Here is a 15,832-nt window from a genome sequence, read left to right as displayed (position 1 = left end):
CGGGGGAAGACCCGCCGGGTTTACTCCCCGGCCGCCGCGTCCGCCCGCTGGGCGCGCAGGGCGCGCTCGACGCCCGCGCGGGACTCCGAGACCAGGCGGCGCAGGGCCGCGCTCGGCTCGGCGGAGTCCAGCCACGCGTCCGTCCTGTCCAGGGTCTCCTGCGACACCTGGACCGTCGGGTAGAGGCCGACGGCGATCTGCTGGGCCATCTCGTGGGAGCGGGACTCCCAGATGTCCTTGACGACTTCGAAGTACCGGTCCGCGTACGGAGCGAGCACCTCACGCTGGTCGGTCTGGACGAAGCCGCCGATGACCGCCTCCTGCACGGCGTTCGGCAGCTTGTCGGAGTCCACGACCGACGCCCACGCCTCGGCCTTGGCCTCCGCGGTCGGGCGGGCCGCACGGGCCGTGGCCGCGTGACGCTCACCGGCGGCCGTCCGGTCCCGCTCGTACTCGCCCGCGATCTCCGCCTCGTCGAACCGGCCGACCGCCGCGAGCCGCTGCACGAACGCCCACCGCAGCTCCGTGTCGACGACCAGGCCCTCGATCGTCTGCGAGCCGTCCAGCAGCGCGTCCAGCACGTCCAGCTGTTCCGGCGTGCGGGCCGTCGCGGCGAACGCGCGCGCCCACGCCAGCTGGTGGTCGCTGCCCGGCGCGGCCGCCCGCAGGTGCGCCAGCGTCGCGTCCGTCCAGCGGGCCAGCAGCGCCTCGCGGGCGGCCGGGTCCGCGTAGAGGTCGATCGCCAGCTTCACCTGACGGTGCAGCGACTGCACGACACCGATGTCGGACTCCTTGCCGATGCCGGACAGCACCAGCGACAGGTAGTCACGGGCCGCGAGTTCGGCGTCCCGCGTCATGTCCCAGGCCGACGCCCAGCACAGGGCGCGCGGCAGGGAGGACTCGAAGTCGCCGAGGTGCTCCGTGACGAAGGCCAGCGACTGCTCGTCCAGACGGACCTTCGCGTACGACAGGTCGTCGTCGTTGAGCAGGATCACGGCCGGGCGGCGCTGACCCACCAGCTGCGGCACGGCGGTCAGCTCGCCGTCCACGTCCAGTTCGATCCGCTCCCGGCGGACCAGCTTGCCGCTCGCCTCGTCGAGGTCGTACAGGCCGACGGCGATCCGGTGCGGGCGCAGCGTCGGCTCGCCCTTGGCGCCGGCGGGCAGGGCCGGGGCCTCCTGGCGGATGCCGAAGGACGTGACGACGCCGTCGGCGTCCGTCTCGATCTCCGGGCGCAGCACGTTGATGCCGGCCGCCTGGAGCCACTTCTGCGACCACGTCCTCAGGTCGCGGCCGGAGGTCTCCTCCAGCGCGCCCAGCAGGTCCGACAGGCGCGTGTTGCCGAAGGCGTGACGCTTGAAGTACGCCTGCACGCCCCGGAAGAACTCGTCCATGCCGACGTAGGCGACGAGCTGCTTCAGGACGCTGGCGCCCTTGGCGTACGTGATGCCGTCGAAGTTGACCAGGACGTCGTCCAGGTCGCGGATCTCCGCCATGATCGGGTGCGTGGACGGCAGCTGGTCCTGCCGGTACGCCCACGTCTTCATGGAGTTGGCGAAGGTGGTCCAGGCGTGCGGCCACCGGCTCCCGGGCGCGTGCGCCTGGCAGGCGATGGAGGTGTACGTGGCGAACGACTCGTTCAGCCACAGGTCGTTCCACCACTCCATGGTCACGAGGTCGCCGAACCACATGTGGGCCAGCTCGTGCAGGATGGTCTCCGCACGCGTCTCGTACGCCGCGTCCGTCACCTTCGAGCGGAACACGTACTGGTCGCGGATGGTCACCGCGCCCGCGTTCTCCATGGCGCCGGCGTTGAACTCCGGCACGAACAGCTGGTCGTACTTCTCGAACGGGTACGCGTAGTCGAACTTCTCCTGGAACCACTCGAAGCCCTGCCGGGTCACCTCGAAGATGGCGTCCGAGTCCAGGTACTCGGCGAGGGAGGGACGGCAGTAGATGCCGAGCGGGACGGACTGGCCGTCCTTCTCGTACACGCTGTGCACCGAGTGGTACGGGCCCACGATCAGCGCCGTGATGTACGTCGAGATGCGCGGCGTCGGCTCGAAGACCCAGACGTTGTCCTGCGGCTCGGGCGTCGGCGAGTTGGAGATGACGGTCCAGCCCTCGGGGGCCTTCACGGTGAACTGGAAGGTCGCCTTCAGGTCCGGCTGCTCGAAGCTCGCGAACACCCGGCGGGCGTCCGGCACCTCGAACTGTGTGTAGAGGTAGGCCTGGTCGTCGACCGGGTCGACGAACCGGTGCAGGCCCTCCCCGGTGTTGGTGTACGCGCAGTCGGCGACGACCCGGAGGATGTTGCGCCCCTGGAGCAGGCCGGGCAGGGCGATCCGGGAGTCCGCGAAGACCTCGGCCGGGTCGAGGGAGTCCCCGTTCAGGGTCACCTCGTGCACGGTCGGCGCCACCAGGTCGATGAACGACTCCGCGCCGTTCCCGGCGGTCACGTCGAAGCGCACCGTGGTCACGGACCGGTAGGTGCCGCCCTCCTGCGCGCCGGAGAGGTCGAGTTCGATCTCGTACGAGTCAACGGCGAGCAGCTGCGCCCGCTGCTGCGCCTCTTCGCGGGTCAGGTTTGTGCCAGGCACGCGGTCATCTCCTCGTTATGGGTGGGTTGCGTCATCTTTCCACGGCGGCTCGTCGTCAGGCGACGACCCGGGCGCGTCCTAGGGATACCCCTCGCCCGGCGAGGGCCCGGGCGAACGCGAGCTCCCGTCACACCGTCCGGATGCGCGGCCCGGAACGCACGCACCGCCGCCGACAGCCGGTCTGCGGCAAATGCCGGACGGCGGCCGCGGCGCTCTTCGCGGGGGTCTTCGACACGGCCATCGCGCCCGGGGCCTTCACCGGCGGCCGGACGGCGGGCGCGCTGTGGCCTGCGGCGGTGCTGGGTGCGGGCGGGCCCTGGCCCTGCCGGCCCTGCCCGCCCTGCCGAGCGCGGGAACGCGACGTCCGGAACCCGCCGGTGACCGGGCCCCGTGCGAGCGAGCCTGATGAGTATGACGACAACCCGGTACACCGCCCGCCCCATCGCCCCGTCCGCGCTGAGGGAACTCCGCGTGACGGACGACGCCGGCCGCCCGACGGCCCCGTTCCCCGACACCGAGGGCGGTGCCCCGCTCCGCTGCTGCCTGCGCCGCAGCGAGCCGGGCGAACGCATCGCCCTGGTGTCCTACGCCCCGCTGCGCCGCTGGGCCGCGCAGACGGGTGCGGCCCCGGGCGCCTACGACGAGGTGGGCCCCGTCTTCCTCCACGCGGAGCCGTGCGCGGGCCCGGCCGCAGGCGTCCTCCCCTTCACCGACGCCCACCGCACGGTCCGCCGCTACTCCGCACAGGGCCACATCCTGGGCGGGCGGCTCGTCGGGGAACCGGCCGCCTTCGAGGAAGCCCTCACGGAAGCGTTCGACGACCCGGCCGTGGCACTGATCCACGTCCGGGCCGTCGAGTACGGCTGCTTCCTCTACGAGGTGCGCAGGGAGGTCGGGGAGGGCAGCAACTAGCCCTTCAGCTCCGCCGCCACCAGCTCCGCGATCTGCACCGCGTTCAGGGCCGCGCCCTTGCGGAGGTTGTCGTTGGAGACGAACAGGGCCAGGCCGTTGTCCGCCGTCTCGTCGCGGCGGATGCGGCCGACGTAGGACGGGTCCTTGCCGGCGGCCTGGAGGGGGGTCGGGATGTCGGAGAGCTCGACGCCCGGGGCGTCCTTCAGCAGCTCCGCCGCGCGCTCCGGGGAGATCGGACGGGCGAACCGGGCGTTGATCTGCAGGGAGTGGCCGGAGAAGACCGGGACGCGCACGCAGGTGCCGGAGACCTTGAGCTCGGGGATCTCCAGGATCTTGCGGGACTCGTTGCGGAGCTTCTGCTCCTCGTCGGTCTCGTTCAGCCCGTCGTCGACGATGCTGCCCGCGAGCGGCAGCACGTTGAAGGCGATGGGGCGCTTGTAGACGCCCGGCTCGGGGAAGTCGACCGCTTCCCCGTCGTGGGTGAGCTTCTCGGCGTCGGCGACGACCTTCTGCGTCTGCCCGTGCAGCTCGGCCACGCCCGCGAGGCCGGAACCGGAGACCGCCTGGTACGTGGCGACGACGAGGGCCTCGAGGCCCGCCTCGGCGTGCAGCGGACGCAGCACCGGCATCGCGGCCATGGTCGTGCAGTTCGGGTTCGCGATGATGCCCTTGGGGCGGTTCGCGATCGCGTGCGGGTTGACCTCGGAGACGACCAGGGGCACCTCCGGGTGCTTGCGCCACGCGGAGGAGTTGTCGATCACCACGGCGCCCTGGGAGGCGACCTTTTCGGCCAGTGCCTTCGAGGTGGCACCGCCCGCGGAGAACAGCACGATGTCGAGGCCGGTGTAGTCGGCGGTGGAGGCGTCCTCCACCGTCACGCCGTCCAGCTCCGAGCCCGCGGAACGGGCCGAGGCGAACAGGCGCAGCTCGGTGACCGGGAAGTTCCGCTCCGCGAGGATCCTGCGCATGACCGTGCCCACCTGTCCGGTGGCTCCGACGATTCCGACCCTCACGGTGACTCCCTCTCCTGCGTCTCTTCACGTACTCGTTGCTTGGCCGAGGCTTTTCCATCATGCGGCCGACCACGGCCCGCCTGTCCACTTCTTTCCCCGGTCTGCCCGGAGAATGGGACGGCTCGTCCCGCTCCATGGTTGCGGACCTGCGGTGTCGACCCCGCTGAGCTGGAGGAATTCGTCCCACAGGGGTCGTGCGCCGCAAGCTCGCCTGCCCATGCCGGTCCCGGCCACACGGAAGTGTGATGTACGCCTCGGCCGACCGCGAGCCGGATCCGGGCGGACCGCCGCAGATCACAGCGGACGGCGACGGAATCAGGCCGGAAGACCACCGAACGTTCCGGGCCGTCCCGGCGTCGTAGGAGAAACACGGCTAGGGGGGTGGCTTGTGCTGTTGCGCGGGAGGACCCGGCGCGCCCGGGAGGCGCACGCCGGGTCCGGCGACGTTCCGCCGAGACAGGGCGATCGCCGGAACGAGACCGATCCGCTGGACGCGGCACAGGAACGCCGGGTACGGGCGGTGCTCGCGCTCGGCGGGGTGCCGCAGGCGGACCTGCCGGACGGGGTACAGCAGGTCCGCCTGCGGCTGCTGGAGCGGGCCGCGAACGGCCGGGAGGCGCCGCGGGACGTCTCGGCGTGGGCGGCGGTCGTCGCCTCCAACCTGGCCATGGACTGGCACCGGGCCAAGCGCCGCCAGGAGCGGCTCGGGGAGCGGCTGGCCGCGCTGCGCCAGACGGAGCATCCCTCCGGGGAGGACAGCAGCGTGCTGTCCGTCGCCGTCGCCCAGGGCCTGGACGAGCTGCCCGACGCCCAGCGGCAGGTCGTCGTCCTGCGTTTCTACGCCGACCTGCCGGTCCGGTCCATCGCCGAACAGCTCGGCATCCCGGAGGGCACGGTCAAGAGCCGGCTGCACACGGCGGTACGGGCCCTGCGCGCCCGCCTGCACGAGGACGAGGTGGTGTGACATGACCGCCCCACAGGATCAGGCCGGGCGCGACGGGACCGATGCGCTGATGGCTGCGATCACCGCCGAGGCGCCACCGCTGGAGGCCCGGGCGGACGACGCCTTCATGGCCGAGTACCGGGCCGCGGCCGCGGACGTGGCGCTGCTGCGCGAGCAGCTGGGCCTCATCGGGCAGGCACTCGCCGAACCCCTGCGGGCGCCCGTCTCCGAGACCGGCGGCGCCGCCCGTGTGCCGTCGCTGCCCGTGCGCCGCAAGCGGCCCGAGCCCCTGGCCGTGGCCCTGAAGGGCCTCGTCGCCGCCGTCGGGGCCAGTCTCGTGATCGGCATGGGCTGGCTCGTCGTCCAGAGCGGCGACATGAGCGGCGGGAGTGATCAAGGCGGGTCGTCCGCCGCCGACAGTTCCGCCGGGCGGCCGCACCCCGAAGGGGGAGCCAAGCTCACCGACGCCGGGTACCTCGCCTGTGCCCGGATCGTCGTCGAGGGCACCGTCGCCGAGGTCGAGCCCCTTCCCGGTACCGGCCAGAACCGGATCACCCTGGACGTGACGCGCTACTACAAGCCCGACAAGGGCCGGGCGCGGATCACCTTCCCCCTGGAAACCGGCGCGGTGCCCTCGCTCAAGGCCGGTGACCACATGCTGGTCGGCATCTCCGGCGATCGGGCCCACCCGGACGCGTGGGCGACGGGAGAGAAGGAGATCGCCCGCGAACGGGCGTGGATCACCGACGCGCTGCCCGCCTCGCGTGAGGTCCCCTGCTCGTGAGGAACAGCAGGAAGGGCGGGCGCCCGCACGGACGCCCGCCCCCACCCCTTCCCCGTCGCGGGAACTCCGAGGCCCTGCCCCTTCCCCCTCTCCCGCGACCGGGAAGCGACCCTTACGGCTTCTCCTTGTCCCACACCCAGCTGCCCTTGCCGTCGCCGGGATCCTTCGGCTTCGGCACCGTGAGCTCGACCGGCACCTCGGTTCCGTCGGCGTCGGCGCCCACCGCCTCCCCGGCCTGGACGACGGATGCTCCCGTGGCCGGCTCGGAAGCGGCTGCGTGAACGCTTCCGGATACAAGGGGCAGTCCCACAGCGGCGATGGCCGCCGTGGTGCCCACGGCCAGTCGGACGGCTCGCCCGGTGATGTGTCTCATCTGTGCCTCTGTCTTCCTTGCTTCGTGTGGCGCAGCGGTTTTGTCTGAGCACGATCATGCAGAGTGCGGCTGCCGGTGTCAGCAGGTCTCGCTGGCCTCAGGGGGACTTGGCACTGTCATGCCACGCGGCGGGGGAGGTTCCCGGCGGCGCGCGTTGAGGTAGCGGTCGGCCTCACAGCCCTCCATCACCCAGCCGGGCAACGCCCCGGGTCGCCTCAGCCACCGGTCCCAGGCGTGCCGGGCCAGGAGCAGGGCCTCGTCGAGATCCGTGGCCTCGACGAAGGTCATGCCGACCAGGCGTGCCCCCCAATGGGCCAGCGCCACATGGGCGATGCCCGGTTGCGGGTCGGTGCGGCGCTGTTCGGCGAGTTCGCTGAGCTCGCGGTCACTGGGCATCACCACGGGCAGGCCGGGAATCCCGGGAGCGGCGGGCCAGGGCGAGGGCCGGAGAAGGACCTTGACTGCGTACACCCGTCCGACCTTAGGAACGAGACACAGCCGGGTGGCCACCCGGAATCTGTCAGCCCCCGGTCATGGCAGAGAGCGGCCAGCGCGGGCGACGTCATGAGGCCGGCCCCGGCAGGTCACATCCAGCCGCGCCGGACGGCCTCGGCGCCTGCCTGAAACCGGCTCTGCACCCCAAGGCGCCTCTGCAGGTCCGCGGTGTTGCGGCGGACCGTGCGCAGCGAGACCCCCATCTTGCGGGCGATTCCCTCATCGGTCAGCCCTGCCGCGAGCATCCTGAGCAGGGCCGCCTCCCGGTCGGTCGGGGCGCTCTCGGAAACGTCCTGTTGCGTGGTGCCGAGCGGCCGCGCGCTCTCCCACACCAGACCGAACAGTTCCTCCAACGCGCGCACCATGCTGGGGTAGCGGATCAGCAGGGCGCCCTTCTTGCTGTCGTCGGCGTCTATGGGGATCACGGCCGCCTCGTGGTCGCAGAGGATCATGCGCATGGGCAGCGTCGGCGCGGTGCGGGTCTCACCGCCGACGGAGGCGAGCCACGTTGCGTACTCGACGGTTGCCGAGTCGTTGCGGACGCTGTCCAGATAGACGGTCCGCATCCGGACCCCGCGAGCGAGGTGCTGCTCGTCGAGCGGACGGCCGGCCTGGAGAGCCGCGGCGCTGAGCGCCCCGCCGGGCACGAAGGTGAGTACCTCGGAGTGGGCCCTGTGTGCCAGTTCCATCAGCCGCACCCGCACGGCCTCGACTCCTTCGATTCTCTCCACCCCACTGTCGGTGCGGCCCGTGGCGCAGGCGGCGTACTCGGAGGTGAGAGCGGCCAGTGCGGCTCGTTCCTGGGAGAGCCGCGCACGCCGCTCGTCCAGTTCGGCCTCTTTGCGCAGCAGCAGGGGGGAGAAGGCGACATCGGGGCTGACGGGAACGAACTGATGATCGGCGGCCTCGTGCAGCAGGGACAGCTGGGCGAGCCGATCGAGGGCCGAGCGGACCTCGTCGTCGGTGAGGCCGGTGTCCTGGGAGATGTCCTTCAGCGTCCAGGACGGATGGAGCAGCAAGGCGCGGTAGACGTCGTGGGCGGCGGTGTCGATGCCGATGGTCTCCAGCACGGTTCCCCTCTGGGCAAGGTCGTTGACTGGTCAGGTCAGTGGGCTGACGCTACCCGATCAGGCGTACGAGTCCCTGGGATGCGGAGCTTGGCACCCCAGTGCCATGGCCCCCGTGTGCCAGGCGACGGGGGCTCCGGAGCCCGCTCGGCGGGCCTAGTGTCAAAGGCGCCGGGAAGCGAACACGGTTTCGCTTCGTCTCCGGCTCCCACCATCCCCAACCCTGGAGGAGCTCACGCATGTCTCAGCGCTCGCACAGATCCGCCTGGCGCAAGGCCACTCAGATCGCCGTGACGGTCGCCGCGGCCACCACACTGGCCGCCGTCGGGCCGGCGACCGCCCACGCGGACGGGACGGACCCGGCCACCGACGAGATCGTCATCGGTACGGAGGCGCCGGCGGAGCCGGAGGAGGAAGTCGTCGATGTGCCCGCGGGGCAGGTGGATCAGGAGCCGGTGACGGAACCCGAGGTGCCGCTGCCGGGCAAGCCTCCCGGCGACAAGCCCGACGCGGAGCACTGCGGCGGCACCACGAACGTCTACACCCCGCAGACCAAGGGCAAGCAGTACCACAAGGGCGTCGGGGCGACTCAGTCCAACTACAACGGCACCCCCCGCGCCGCCAAGTCGACCTTCACCTCCGAGGTGACCGGCACGGTCGGCGTCAGTGTCACGGGTGGTCTCACGGTCAGCGTCAAGGCGATGCTGGCCAAGATCGAGGGGAAGTACGACGTCAACCTCTCGGCCTCGCTGACGGCCAAGCTCGGCAACAAGATCAGCGTCAGCACCCCCGCGAAGAAGACGACGAACGCCAAGTACGGCGTGTTCCGGCTCAAGAACACCGGCGTCAGCTACACCATCTACAGCAACTGCCGGACCTCGCCGAAGAAGACGGTCACCAGCTATTCGCCGATGAAGGTGGGCTGGTACTTGTGGGAGAGCTGAGTTCGCGAACTCCTCGCCGGGCAGCCGTACTCGCGGTGGTCGCCCTTGCGATGGCGGTGAGCGGCGCCTGTACTCAGGACGGCTCCGGGCAGGAGACCGCGCCTGCGGCCACGGCTCACAAGAGCACGCCCTCCGAGGAGTCCTCCAAGCCCACGGACCGGGCCGAGCACATCGACGGCGAGACCGTGACCGAAGCGCCCAAGGTCGTCGACGGCGAGCTGATCGCGTCGGTGAAGGACGCACGCGGGAACCGGACCGTGCCGCTGGACGGCGGGGTGCGGAGCGGCCCGGTGTCCATCGCCGTGAACTGTCAGGGCGAGGGCACACTGAAGGTGGAACTGCGGCCTGCGGGCCTGGACTTCCCCCTGGAGTGCGTCGACGGTGAGGTGAGCAGCACCTACAACCAGATCGCCCTGGAGAAGGCGCGCGAAGACGCCGTGCTTCAGGTGACCGCTGGCTCCGGGGTCCGCTGGGCGCTGTCCGTCGGCCAGTGAGCGTGGCGCCGGCGAGAAGAGGCCCCGCGCCGGCAGTGGGGCGGGGCACGGGTGAGGGGCGGGTGCCGCAGGGGAGCACCCGCCCCTCACCATGTGGCCGGCACAGGCGTCAGCCGGTCACCTTCTCGATGACGACCGTGCCCAGGCCCGCCGCGCTGCCGCGGGCGTTGACCAGCCTGACCTCGCCGAAGAACTGACGGCCCGCCGGACCGGCCGCCTTGATCAGCACGTCGGCGGTGACCTTGGCGGAGGCGCCGGCGGGCAGCGAGACCTTGCTGCCGGGGGCGACGTTCACCGAGCCCAGGGCTGAGGTGAAGTAGACGTCCTGGTAGGCGTACGTCGTCGAACCGGACGGCACGCTGTAGCCCTCCACCCGGATCGTGTAGGTACCGGCGGCGGGCTTGTCCAGACGGACGGACTCCTCCGAGTCACCGTCGGCGGACTGACCGACCGTCACGCCGTCCTTGACCACCGCCAGGTCGAGGTCCGCTCCCTGGTCGGAGACCTTGCCGATGGAGACGTCCAGTCGCTCCGCGCCCGCGGGCACCTCGACGGTCGTCGTCCGCACCTGCTGGTGACCGATGCTCGGCGTGTCGAGCACGGCGGAACCCAGCGAGCCGCCCTCCAGCTTGCCCTCCAGAGCAGCGAAGTCGTTGCTCACGGTCCACGTGGCGGCGACCGGCGTGCCGGGCTTCACCTCGGCAATCCTGGTCACCGCCGGATCGAAGGCGGTACCGAGCACCGACACGTCCAGCTTGAAGGGGTTGTCGAGGTCGGGGGAGGTACGCCGCGACTCGATCTCGACCTCCCAGACGCCGGGCTGCGGGTCGGTGTAGGTCCGCAGGTCGGGACGGCAGGTGTTGGGGTCGGAAGGCAGCGAGTAGTGCGGGTAGCAGTAGATCGTCGCCGAGTCCTCGACGGGCAGCCCCGCCGGGTGCAGGGAGATGAAGCGCGTCTGGCTCTTCTCCTTCAGACCGCTCAGCGCCACCTCCAGCGTCTTCGCACCCTGGGGGACCGTGATGAAGTAGGACACGCTGTTGTTGCGCTGCACCGAGGAGGCGGTGCTGTAGGAGTACGAGGGCTTCGCCAGGGGGTGTGCCGCAACCACGGTGGCGAGCATCTGGTGGTCCACGCCCTCGGTACGCTCGTCATCCACCTGCAGGATGGCGCTGTGCAGGCCCGCAGTCTTCGCCCGGGCCTGGACCTTGACGGTGACCGGCTTGTTCAGCGACAGCACGACGTCGTCGTCGCCGAGAAGCCGGAAGGTGCCGTCGTTGTTCTCCCACTCCAGCTCGTGCCGCAGCGGGCGGTCGGGACCGGTGGTACGGGTGACGGTCACCTCGTACGTCTTCTTCTGACCGGCCTTGAGGCCGCCCTCACGGTCGTAGAGTCCGGTGCCGAAGCCGGGCTCCTTCAGGGACTGGTCGAGCGCGGTGTCGACCGGGGCCCTCACCGTGTAGCTGTGGGCGGTGGCGCCGTCCTTGATGGCGTCCCAGGCCTGCACGATGCGGATCAGACCGGCACCCTGCTCATGGGCCTGCTCGCCCTTGATCTGACGGGCCGTGCTGGTCAGCGCGGTGCGCAGGGCGACCGGGGGCAGATTGATCTTCCGCTGCTTGGCGGCGGACAGGAGCAGCGCGCTGGCGCCGGCGGCCTGCGGGGAGGACATCGAGGTGCCCTGGAGCATGCCGTAGCCGGGCGGCAGGGAGTAGCCGGCCTCAGCGACCGGGGCGCCGGGCGCCCAGGTCTGAATGGTGTTGACGGCCGCACCCGGCGCCGTGAGGGTCGGCGCGAAGCCGCCGTCCTCGCGGGGGCCGCGCGAGGAGAACGGCATCATCGCGTACTTCTTCTCCACCACCGAGCCGTAGTTGGCGGCCCAGGTCTCCTTCGAGGCGGAGGCACCGACGGAGATGACCTTGTCGGCGAGGGCGGGGTCGCCGATGGTGTTGGTGCCCGGCCCGGAGTTGCCGGCGGAGATCACCAGCTGGACGCCGTACTCGTCGATGAGCCGCGTGTAGAGGCGGGCGCGGGCGTTGTTGCCGTCGTTCAGCGGCGGCAGGCCGCCGATGGACATGTTGACGATGTCGACGCCACGCTTGGTGACGAGGTCGATCATGCCCTCGGTGAGGGCGATGTTGGTGCAGCCGCCGGTCCAGTTGCAGGCACGGGACGAGACGAGCTTCGCGCCGGGTGCGGCGCCGTTCATCTTCCCGCCGAACAGACTGCGGGCAGCGGCGATACCGGCGACGTGGGTGCCGTGCCGGCCGGTGATGACGCCGATGCTGACGTAGTCCGCCTTGTCGCCGGCCGGGTTGTAGGTGACGTCCTTGCGGATCTCGATCACGAAGGGGATGCGTTCGGCGATCACCGTGTTCGGGTCATCCGTGCCGAAGTAGCCGATCTGGAAGCCGTCCTTGTACGGCTTCATCACCTCGTCGTCGGTGAAGTCACCGTCGTTGTCGAGGTCGACCCGGACCGTGCCCGCGGCCTGGTCGTAGAGCACGCCCCAGACGTCCGTCTTGTCGCCGTCCCGGTTCAGGTCACCGGCCACGTCGCCGCCCGCGGCCGCCGACTCCGCGAATGTCCGGAACTGGAAGGTGCCCGTGGGTGCCTTCCAGGTGCGGCCGGCGGCGGTGAACACCGGGCCGGTCACCGAGCCGGTCATCTGAAGCCACGTTCCGTCCCGGTCGGAGACCGGGTCGGTGGCCGTGACCCAGTCGACGATCTTCCTTTCGCCGGTGGTGGTCTTCTGCAGGGCGGGGTGGGCGATGTCGACACCGGAGTCCAGGATGCCGATGGTCACCCCGCGTCCGTCGTACTTCGGGTGGTCCTGGACGAAGGAGACGGCACCTGTCTCGAACGACGGGTTGTACGGGTTGGTGGCCGGCGTGTTCTTGTCAGGTGCCGCGTACCCCGTTCCCGCAGCCGTGGTCCCGCCGGGGTTCGCTCCCCCCGGTACCGGGTCGTCCAGCTCGATCTCTTCCTTGAGGTCGATCGCCTGCACGGAGGAGAGCTTCTGCACCGACTCGATGGTCTTGTCGGCCTTGCCGGTGGGGACGGTGACGCGGACGTAACCGAGCCGGTCGTCGGTCTTGCCGATCAGCGAACTGCCCACCGCGTCCAGCTGCCCGGCGACCTGCTCGGTCTTCCCGGGCGCGGTCGCGATCATCATGGTGACGGTCTTGTCGCCGTCGGCCTTGGCCTCCGCGAGCAGGTCCGCGTCGCCCGAACCGAGCTTGGCGTGCGCGGACTTGACGCTCGGCTCGGCCGGGGCGTCAGCGCCCGGGCCGTCGGCGGAGAAGGCCATCGGGATCGGCCCGGCCGCGGAGAGCGCGGCGACGAGACCGGCGGCCACGGCGATGCGGGCCACGCGTCTCGGGCCCGATATCTGATCGCGCGGGGTGGGAGGGGTCATCGGCATCCCTTGTAGGTAAAGGAACGAGCGGGAAGCGACCGGGGCCCGATCGGTCCTGGTCGCAGATGGTCCGAACGGCAAGCCCGGACGATCGCACAGCCTTACGCAAGGTGAAGCCCTTTGGGGAGTGTTGACCCAAACGAGATGGATGTATGGGGAAAACCCGCGATGCGATTTGTGGACATCAGTCCCGAAGGTGGCGAAGAAATCGGTTAACGTCCCGGAGTGCGACAGAAGTTGAGGGTGGCGGCCTACGCCATATGCGTCCGGGACGGACAGATCCTCCTCGCCCGCTCGCCCGCCTGGGACGGCACGCCCGAGTGGGTCGTGCCGGGCGGCGGCATGGAGCACGGCGAGGATCCCTACGACACCGTCCGGCGGGAGGTGGAGGAGGAGACCGGGTACCGCATCGAGGTGACCGGGCTGCTCGGCGTGAACTCCTCGCACAGCGTCTTCCGCAACGGCTTCAAAGCCCCCGTCGACCACCACGGCGTCCGGCTGGTCTACGAGGGCCGCATCATCGGCGGTGAACTGCGCAACGAGGTGAACGGCTCCACCGACCTCGCCGCCTGGCACGACCTGGACACGGTCCCCGGGCTGGTGCGGATCTCGATGGTCGACATCGCGCTGCGGATGTGGCGCGAACGCCCGGCCACCGGACGGCTGGCCGACGCCCCGGGTCAGGTGCAGTGACCCGGAGACCGGACCGGGAGCAGGAGCGAGGAGCCTGAAGCCCGAACCGGGTGCGGTACCCCGGAAGATGAACGCCGCGTGACCGGCTCCGGGCCGTATCCGGAGCAGGCGGCGACACGCAGGGCAGTCCGAGATCCACGTTCGGTGATCGGCGTTGCGCGTTGCCGCCTCGTTCACGCGCAGGTCATTCCCGCTGCGAACGATCCAGTACGAGCGAGGTGTTCACGCCGTGAACGCCTCGCGACCACTGCCGACGCGTTCGCACTCGGGGAGAGAAGCGCATGTCGCGCACACGCTCAGTCGCCGGCTCCGGCCAGGGCATCCACCGTCGTTCCGTCCTCGCCGCCACCGGTGCGGTCGCCCTGGCCGGGGGTGTCGGCTACGCCCTGCGGCCCAGCGACAGCCAGGCCGCCACCGCCACCCAGCAGGCGACCGAGGCCGTCGCCGCCTCCTCGCGGCAGGCACCTGCCGCGCCGCTCGCCCCCTACATCAAGGGCACCACCGTGGCGAACGTCGCCAGCCCGCGCGGCGCCTCCGGCTACCGGCGTCTCGGTGACGGCCCCGGCTGGGGCAGAGTCGTCCGCTCCGACCTGGCCGCGCCGAAGTCCGGCCGTGCCGGGCGGCGGACCGCGCTCGCCGCGTTCGTGCAGCTCACCGACCTGCACATCATCGACGCGCAGCACCCGCTGCGCCTGGAGTACCTGCGCTCGGCCGACATCCACGCCTGGCGGCCGCACGAGGCGCTGACCGTGCAGGGCGCGATCGCGCTCGTGGAGCGGATCAATGCGCTGCGCGGCGGCCCCGTCACCGGCTCCCCGCTGCACTTCGCCATGACCACCGGCGACAACACGGACAACAACGCCAAGTCCGAGCTGGACTGGTACCTGAAGATCATGAGCGGCGGGCGCATCACACCCAACACCGGGGACCCGCGCCGCTACGAGGGCGTCCAGAACAGCGGCCTCAAGCAGTACTGGCAGCCGGACGCCGCCGTCCGCGACAGTGACAAGCAGGCAGGCTTTCCTCAGCTCGACGGCTTCCTGAAGGCGGCGATCCGTGAGGTGCGCAGCCCCGGACTCAACCTGCCCTGGTACTCGACCGTCGGCAACCACGACACCCTGCCGATGGGCTGCTACGCCTCGCACGGCGACTCCTACCTCACCGAACTCGCCGTCGGAGGCAAGAAGCTGATGGAGGTGACCGCGGCCGAGGCGCGGCAACTCCAGGCGCAGATCAAGAAGGCCCGGGACCCGCAGGGCGTCCGCTACCACGACTTCCTGAAGTCCCACGCCCGCTCCATGCGTTCGGTCACCCCCGACGAGCGGCGCGCCCCCTTCACACCGGCCGAGTACCTGAAGGCCCATCTGGACCCCGCCCACCGCGGCCTCGGCCCGGCCGGCCACGGCTACTCCTCCGCCAACCTGGACGCCGGCACCCAGTACTACGCCTTCCGCATCTCCGACGACGTGATCGGCGTCAGCCTGGACACCACCGACTCCGGCGGCCACTACGAGGGGTCCATCGGCACGGCCCAGCTGAAGTGGCTGGACAAGACGCTGCGGGACAACAAGGACTCCTACGCGGTGATCTTCAGCCACCACACCAGCAAGACGATGACGAACCTGCGCAACGACCCGGCGAGGCCGAACGAGCGCCGCCACGACGGCCAGGAGGTCCTCGCCCTGCTCGGCAACCACCCCCGGGTGCTCGCCTGGGTGAACGGGCACATCCACAAGAACGTGATCACCCCGCACGCCCTGGCGAGCGGCGGCTCCTTCTGGGAGATCTCCACCGCCTCCCACGTCGACTTCCCGCAGCTCGCCCGGGTCATCGAGCTGACCGACAACAAGGACGGCACCATCTCCCTGTTCACGACCCTGGTCGAGTCCTCGGCCCCGCACCGCACGGACTTCTCCGACCTCTCCCAGACCGGCCTCGCGGCGCTCTACCGCGAACTGTCCCTCAACGCCCCCGGCGCGAGCACGACCCTCGGCGGCGACCCGAAGGACCGCAACACGGAGCTGGTGCTGAAGAAGGCCTGAGACCCGCTTCGCCGAGGCGGAGTTCCGCGGCCGGTAGGGCCCCGGGCACGAGGAGGG

The 15,832-nt window shown here is 70.8% G+C and carries 13 protein-coding genes; 7 read left to right on the top strand and 6 right to left on the bottom strand.

Annotated features, from left to right (window positions below; genetic code table 11):
• Positions 1–20: 20 nt before the first annotated feature.
• Positions 21–2,600 carry an aminopeptidase N gene (gene pepN, locus AB0F04_RS05355; protein WP_362037986.1) on the bottom strand — a complete coding sequence of 860 codons (2,580 nt, stop codon included), beginning with the start codon at positions 2,598–2,600 and terminating at the stop codon, positions 21–23.
• Positions 2,601–3,011: 411 nt separating this feature from the next.
• Between pepN and AB0F04_RS05350 the strand changes: the two genes are divergently transcribed.
• Positions 3,012–3,512, top strand: a complete 501-nt coding sequence (locus AB0F04_RS05350; RefSeq protein ID WP_362037984.1) for a DUF1203 domain-containing protein — start codon at positions 3,012–3,014, stop codon at positions 3,510–3,512.
• Here AB0F04_RS05350 and AB0F04_RS05345 read toward each other — a convergent pair.
• Positions 3,509–4,525: an aspartate-semialdehyde dehydrogenase gene (locus AB0F04_RS05345; protein WP_362037981.1), complete on the bottom strand. Its 1,017-nt coding sequence runs from the start codon at positions 4,523–4,525 to the stop codon at positions 3,509–3,511. The genes AB0F04_RS05350 and AB0F04_RS05345 overlap by 4 nt on opposite strands.
• A 487-nt stretch (positions 4,526–5,012) precedes the next feature.
• Between AB0F04_RS05345 and AB0F04_RS05340 the strand changes: the two genes are divergently transcribed.
• Positions 5,013–5,489: a sigma-70 family RNA polymerase sigma factor gene (locus tag AB0F04_RS05340; RefSeq protein WP_362038674.1), complete on the top strand. Its 477-nt coding sequence runs from the start codon at positions 5,013–5,015 to the stop codon at positions 5,487–5,489.
• Position 5,490: 1 nt separating this feature from the next.
• A complete protein-coding gene (locus AB0F04_RS05335) occupies positions 5,491–6,252 on the top strand; it encodes a hypothetical protein (RefSeq protein ID WP_362037979.1) in 762 nt (253 codons plus the stop codon).
• A 112-nt stretch (positions 6,253–6,364) separates the two neighbouring features.
• On the opposite strand, the gene AB0F04_RS05330 is transcribed toward AB0F04_RS05335, so the two are convergent.
• The 3 genes from AB0F04_RS05330 to AB0F04_RS05320 form a co-directional block, all read right to left on the bottom strand.
• Positions 6,365–6,625, bottom strand: coding sequence for a hypothetical protein (locus AB0F04_RS05330; protein WP_362037976.1), 261 nt, complete (start codon positions 6,623–6,625; stop codon positions 6,365–6,367).
• 78 nt (positions 6,626–6,703) lie between these two features.
• Complete coding sequence (locus tag AB0F04_RS05325) at positions 6,704–7,096, bottom strand: hypothetical protein (protein WP_362037974.1); 393 nt, start codon at positions 7,094–7,096, stop codon at positions 6,704–6,706.
• 113 nt (positions 7,097–7,209) lie between these two features.
• Positions 7,210–8,190, bottom strand: coding sequence for a helix-turn-helix domain-containing protein (locus AB0F04_RS05320; RefSeq protein ID WP_362037972.1), 981 nt, complete (start codon positions 8,188–8,190; stop codon positions 7,210–7,212).
• Between the two features lie 236 nt (positions 8,191–8,426).
• Between AB0F04_RS05320 and AB0F04_RS05315 the strand changes: the two genes are divergently transcribed.
• Together AB0F04_RS05315 and AB0F04_RS05310 are read left to right on the top strand one after the other, a co-directional pair.
• Positions 8,427–9,131, top strand: coding sequence for a hypothetical protein (locus AB0F04_RS05315; RefSeq protein ID WP_362037969.1), 705 nt, complete (start codon positions 8,427–8,429; stop codon positions 9,129–9,131).
• Positions 9,119–9,625 carry a hypothetical protein gene (locus tag AB0F04_RS05310; protein WP_362037966.1) on the top strand — a complete coding sequence of 169 codons (507 nt, stop codon included), beginning with the start codon at positions 9,119–9,121 and terminating at the stop codon, positions 9,623–9,625. Before AB0F04_RS05315 ends, AB0F04_RS05310 begins: the two co-directional genes overlap by 13 nt.
• A 109-nt stretch (positions 9,626–9,734) precedes the next feature.
• On the opposite strand, the gene AB0F04_RS05305 is transcribed toward AB0F04_RS05310, so the two are convergent.
• Positions 9,735–13,040 (bottom strand): S8 family serine peptidase, encoded by a 3,306-nt coding sequence (locus AB0F04_RS05305; RefSeq protein ID WP_362037964.1) that lies wholly within the window; start codon positions 13,038–13,040, stop codon positions 9,735–9,737.
• 225 nt (positions 13,041–13,265) lie between these two features.
• Here AB0F04_RS05305 and AB0F04_RS05300 point away from each other — a divergent pair, with 225 nt between their 5' ends.
• Both AB0F04_RS05300 and AB0F04_RS05295 read left to right on the top strand, forming a co-directional pair.
• Positions 13,266–13,733, top strand: a complete 468-nt coding sequence (locus tag AB0F04_RS05300) for an NUDIX hydrolase (protein ID WP_362037962.1) — start codon at positions 13,266–13,268, stop codon at positions 13,731–13,733.
• A gap of 281 nt (positions 13,734–14,014) precedes the next feature.
• Positions 14,015–15,775 carry a TIGR03767 family metallophosphoesterase gene (locus AB0F04_RS05295; protein WP_362037960.1) on the top strand — a complete coding sequence of 587 codons (1,761 nt, stop codon included), beginning with the start codon at positions 14,015–14,017 and terminating at the stop codon, positions 15,773–15,775.
• The last annotated feature ends 57 nt before the right edge of the window (positions 15,776–15,832 follow it).

This window comes from Streptomyces sp. NPDC029041, assembly GCF_040637515.1.
Lineage (GTDB): Bacteria > Actinomycetota > Actinomycetes > Streptomycetales > Streptomycetaceae > Streptomyces.
Note: the sequence above shows the minus strand (reverse complement) of the source record. Positions and strands in the feature narration are given on the sequence as shown.

What these genes read in the sequence shown, in the direction of transcription:
- AB0F04_RS05305 (WP_362037964.1), bottom strand. Translation starts at nt 13,040, where the DNA reads ATGACCCCTCCCACCCCGCGCGATCAGATATCGGGCCCGAGACGCGTG.
- AB0F04_RS05330 (WP_362037976.1), bottom strand. Translation starts at nt 6,625, where the DNA reads ATGAGACACATCACCGGGCGAGCCGTCCGACTGGCCGTGGGCACCACG.
- AB0F04_RS05350 (WP_362037984.1), top strand. Translation starts at nt 3,012, where the DNA reads ATGACGACAACCCGGTACACCGCCCGCCCCATCGCCCCGTCCGCGCTG.
- AB0F04_RS05295 (WP_362037960.1), top strand. Translation starts at nt 14,015, where the DNA reads ATGTCGCGCACACGCTCAGTCGCCGGCTCCGGCCAGGGCATCCACCGT.
- AB0F04_RS05335 (WP_362037979.1), top strand. Translation starts at nt 5,491, where the DNA reads ATGACCGCCCCACAGGATCAGGCCGGGCGCGACGGGACCGATGCGCTG.
- AB0F04_RS05315 (WP_362037969.1), top strand. Translation starts at nt 8,427, where the DNA reads ATGTCTCAGCGCTCGCACAGATCCGCCTGGCGCAAGGCCACTCAGATC.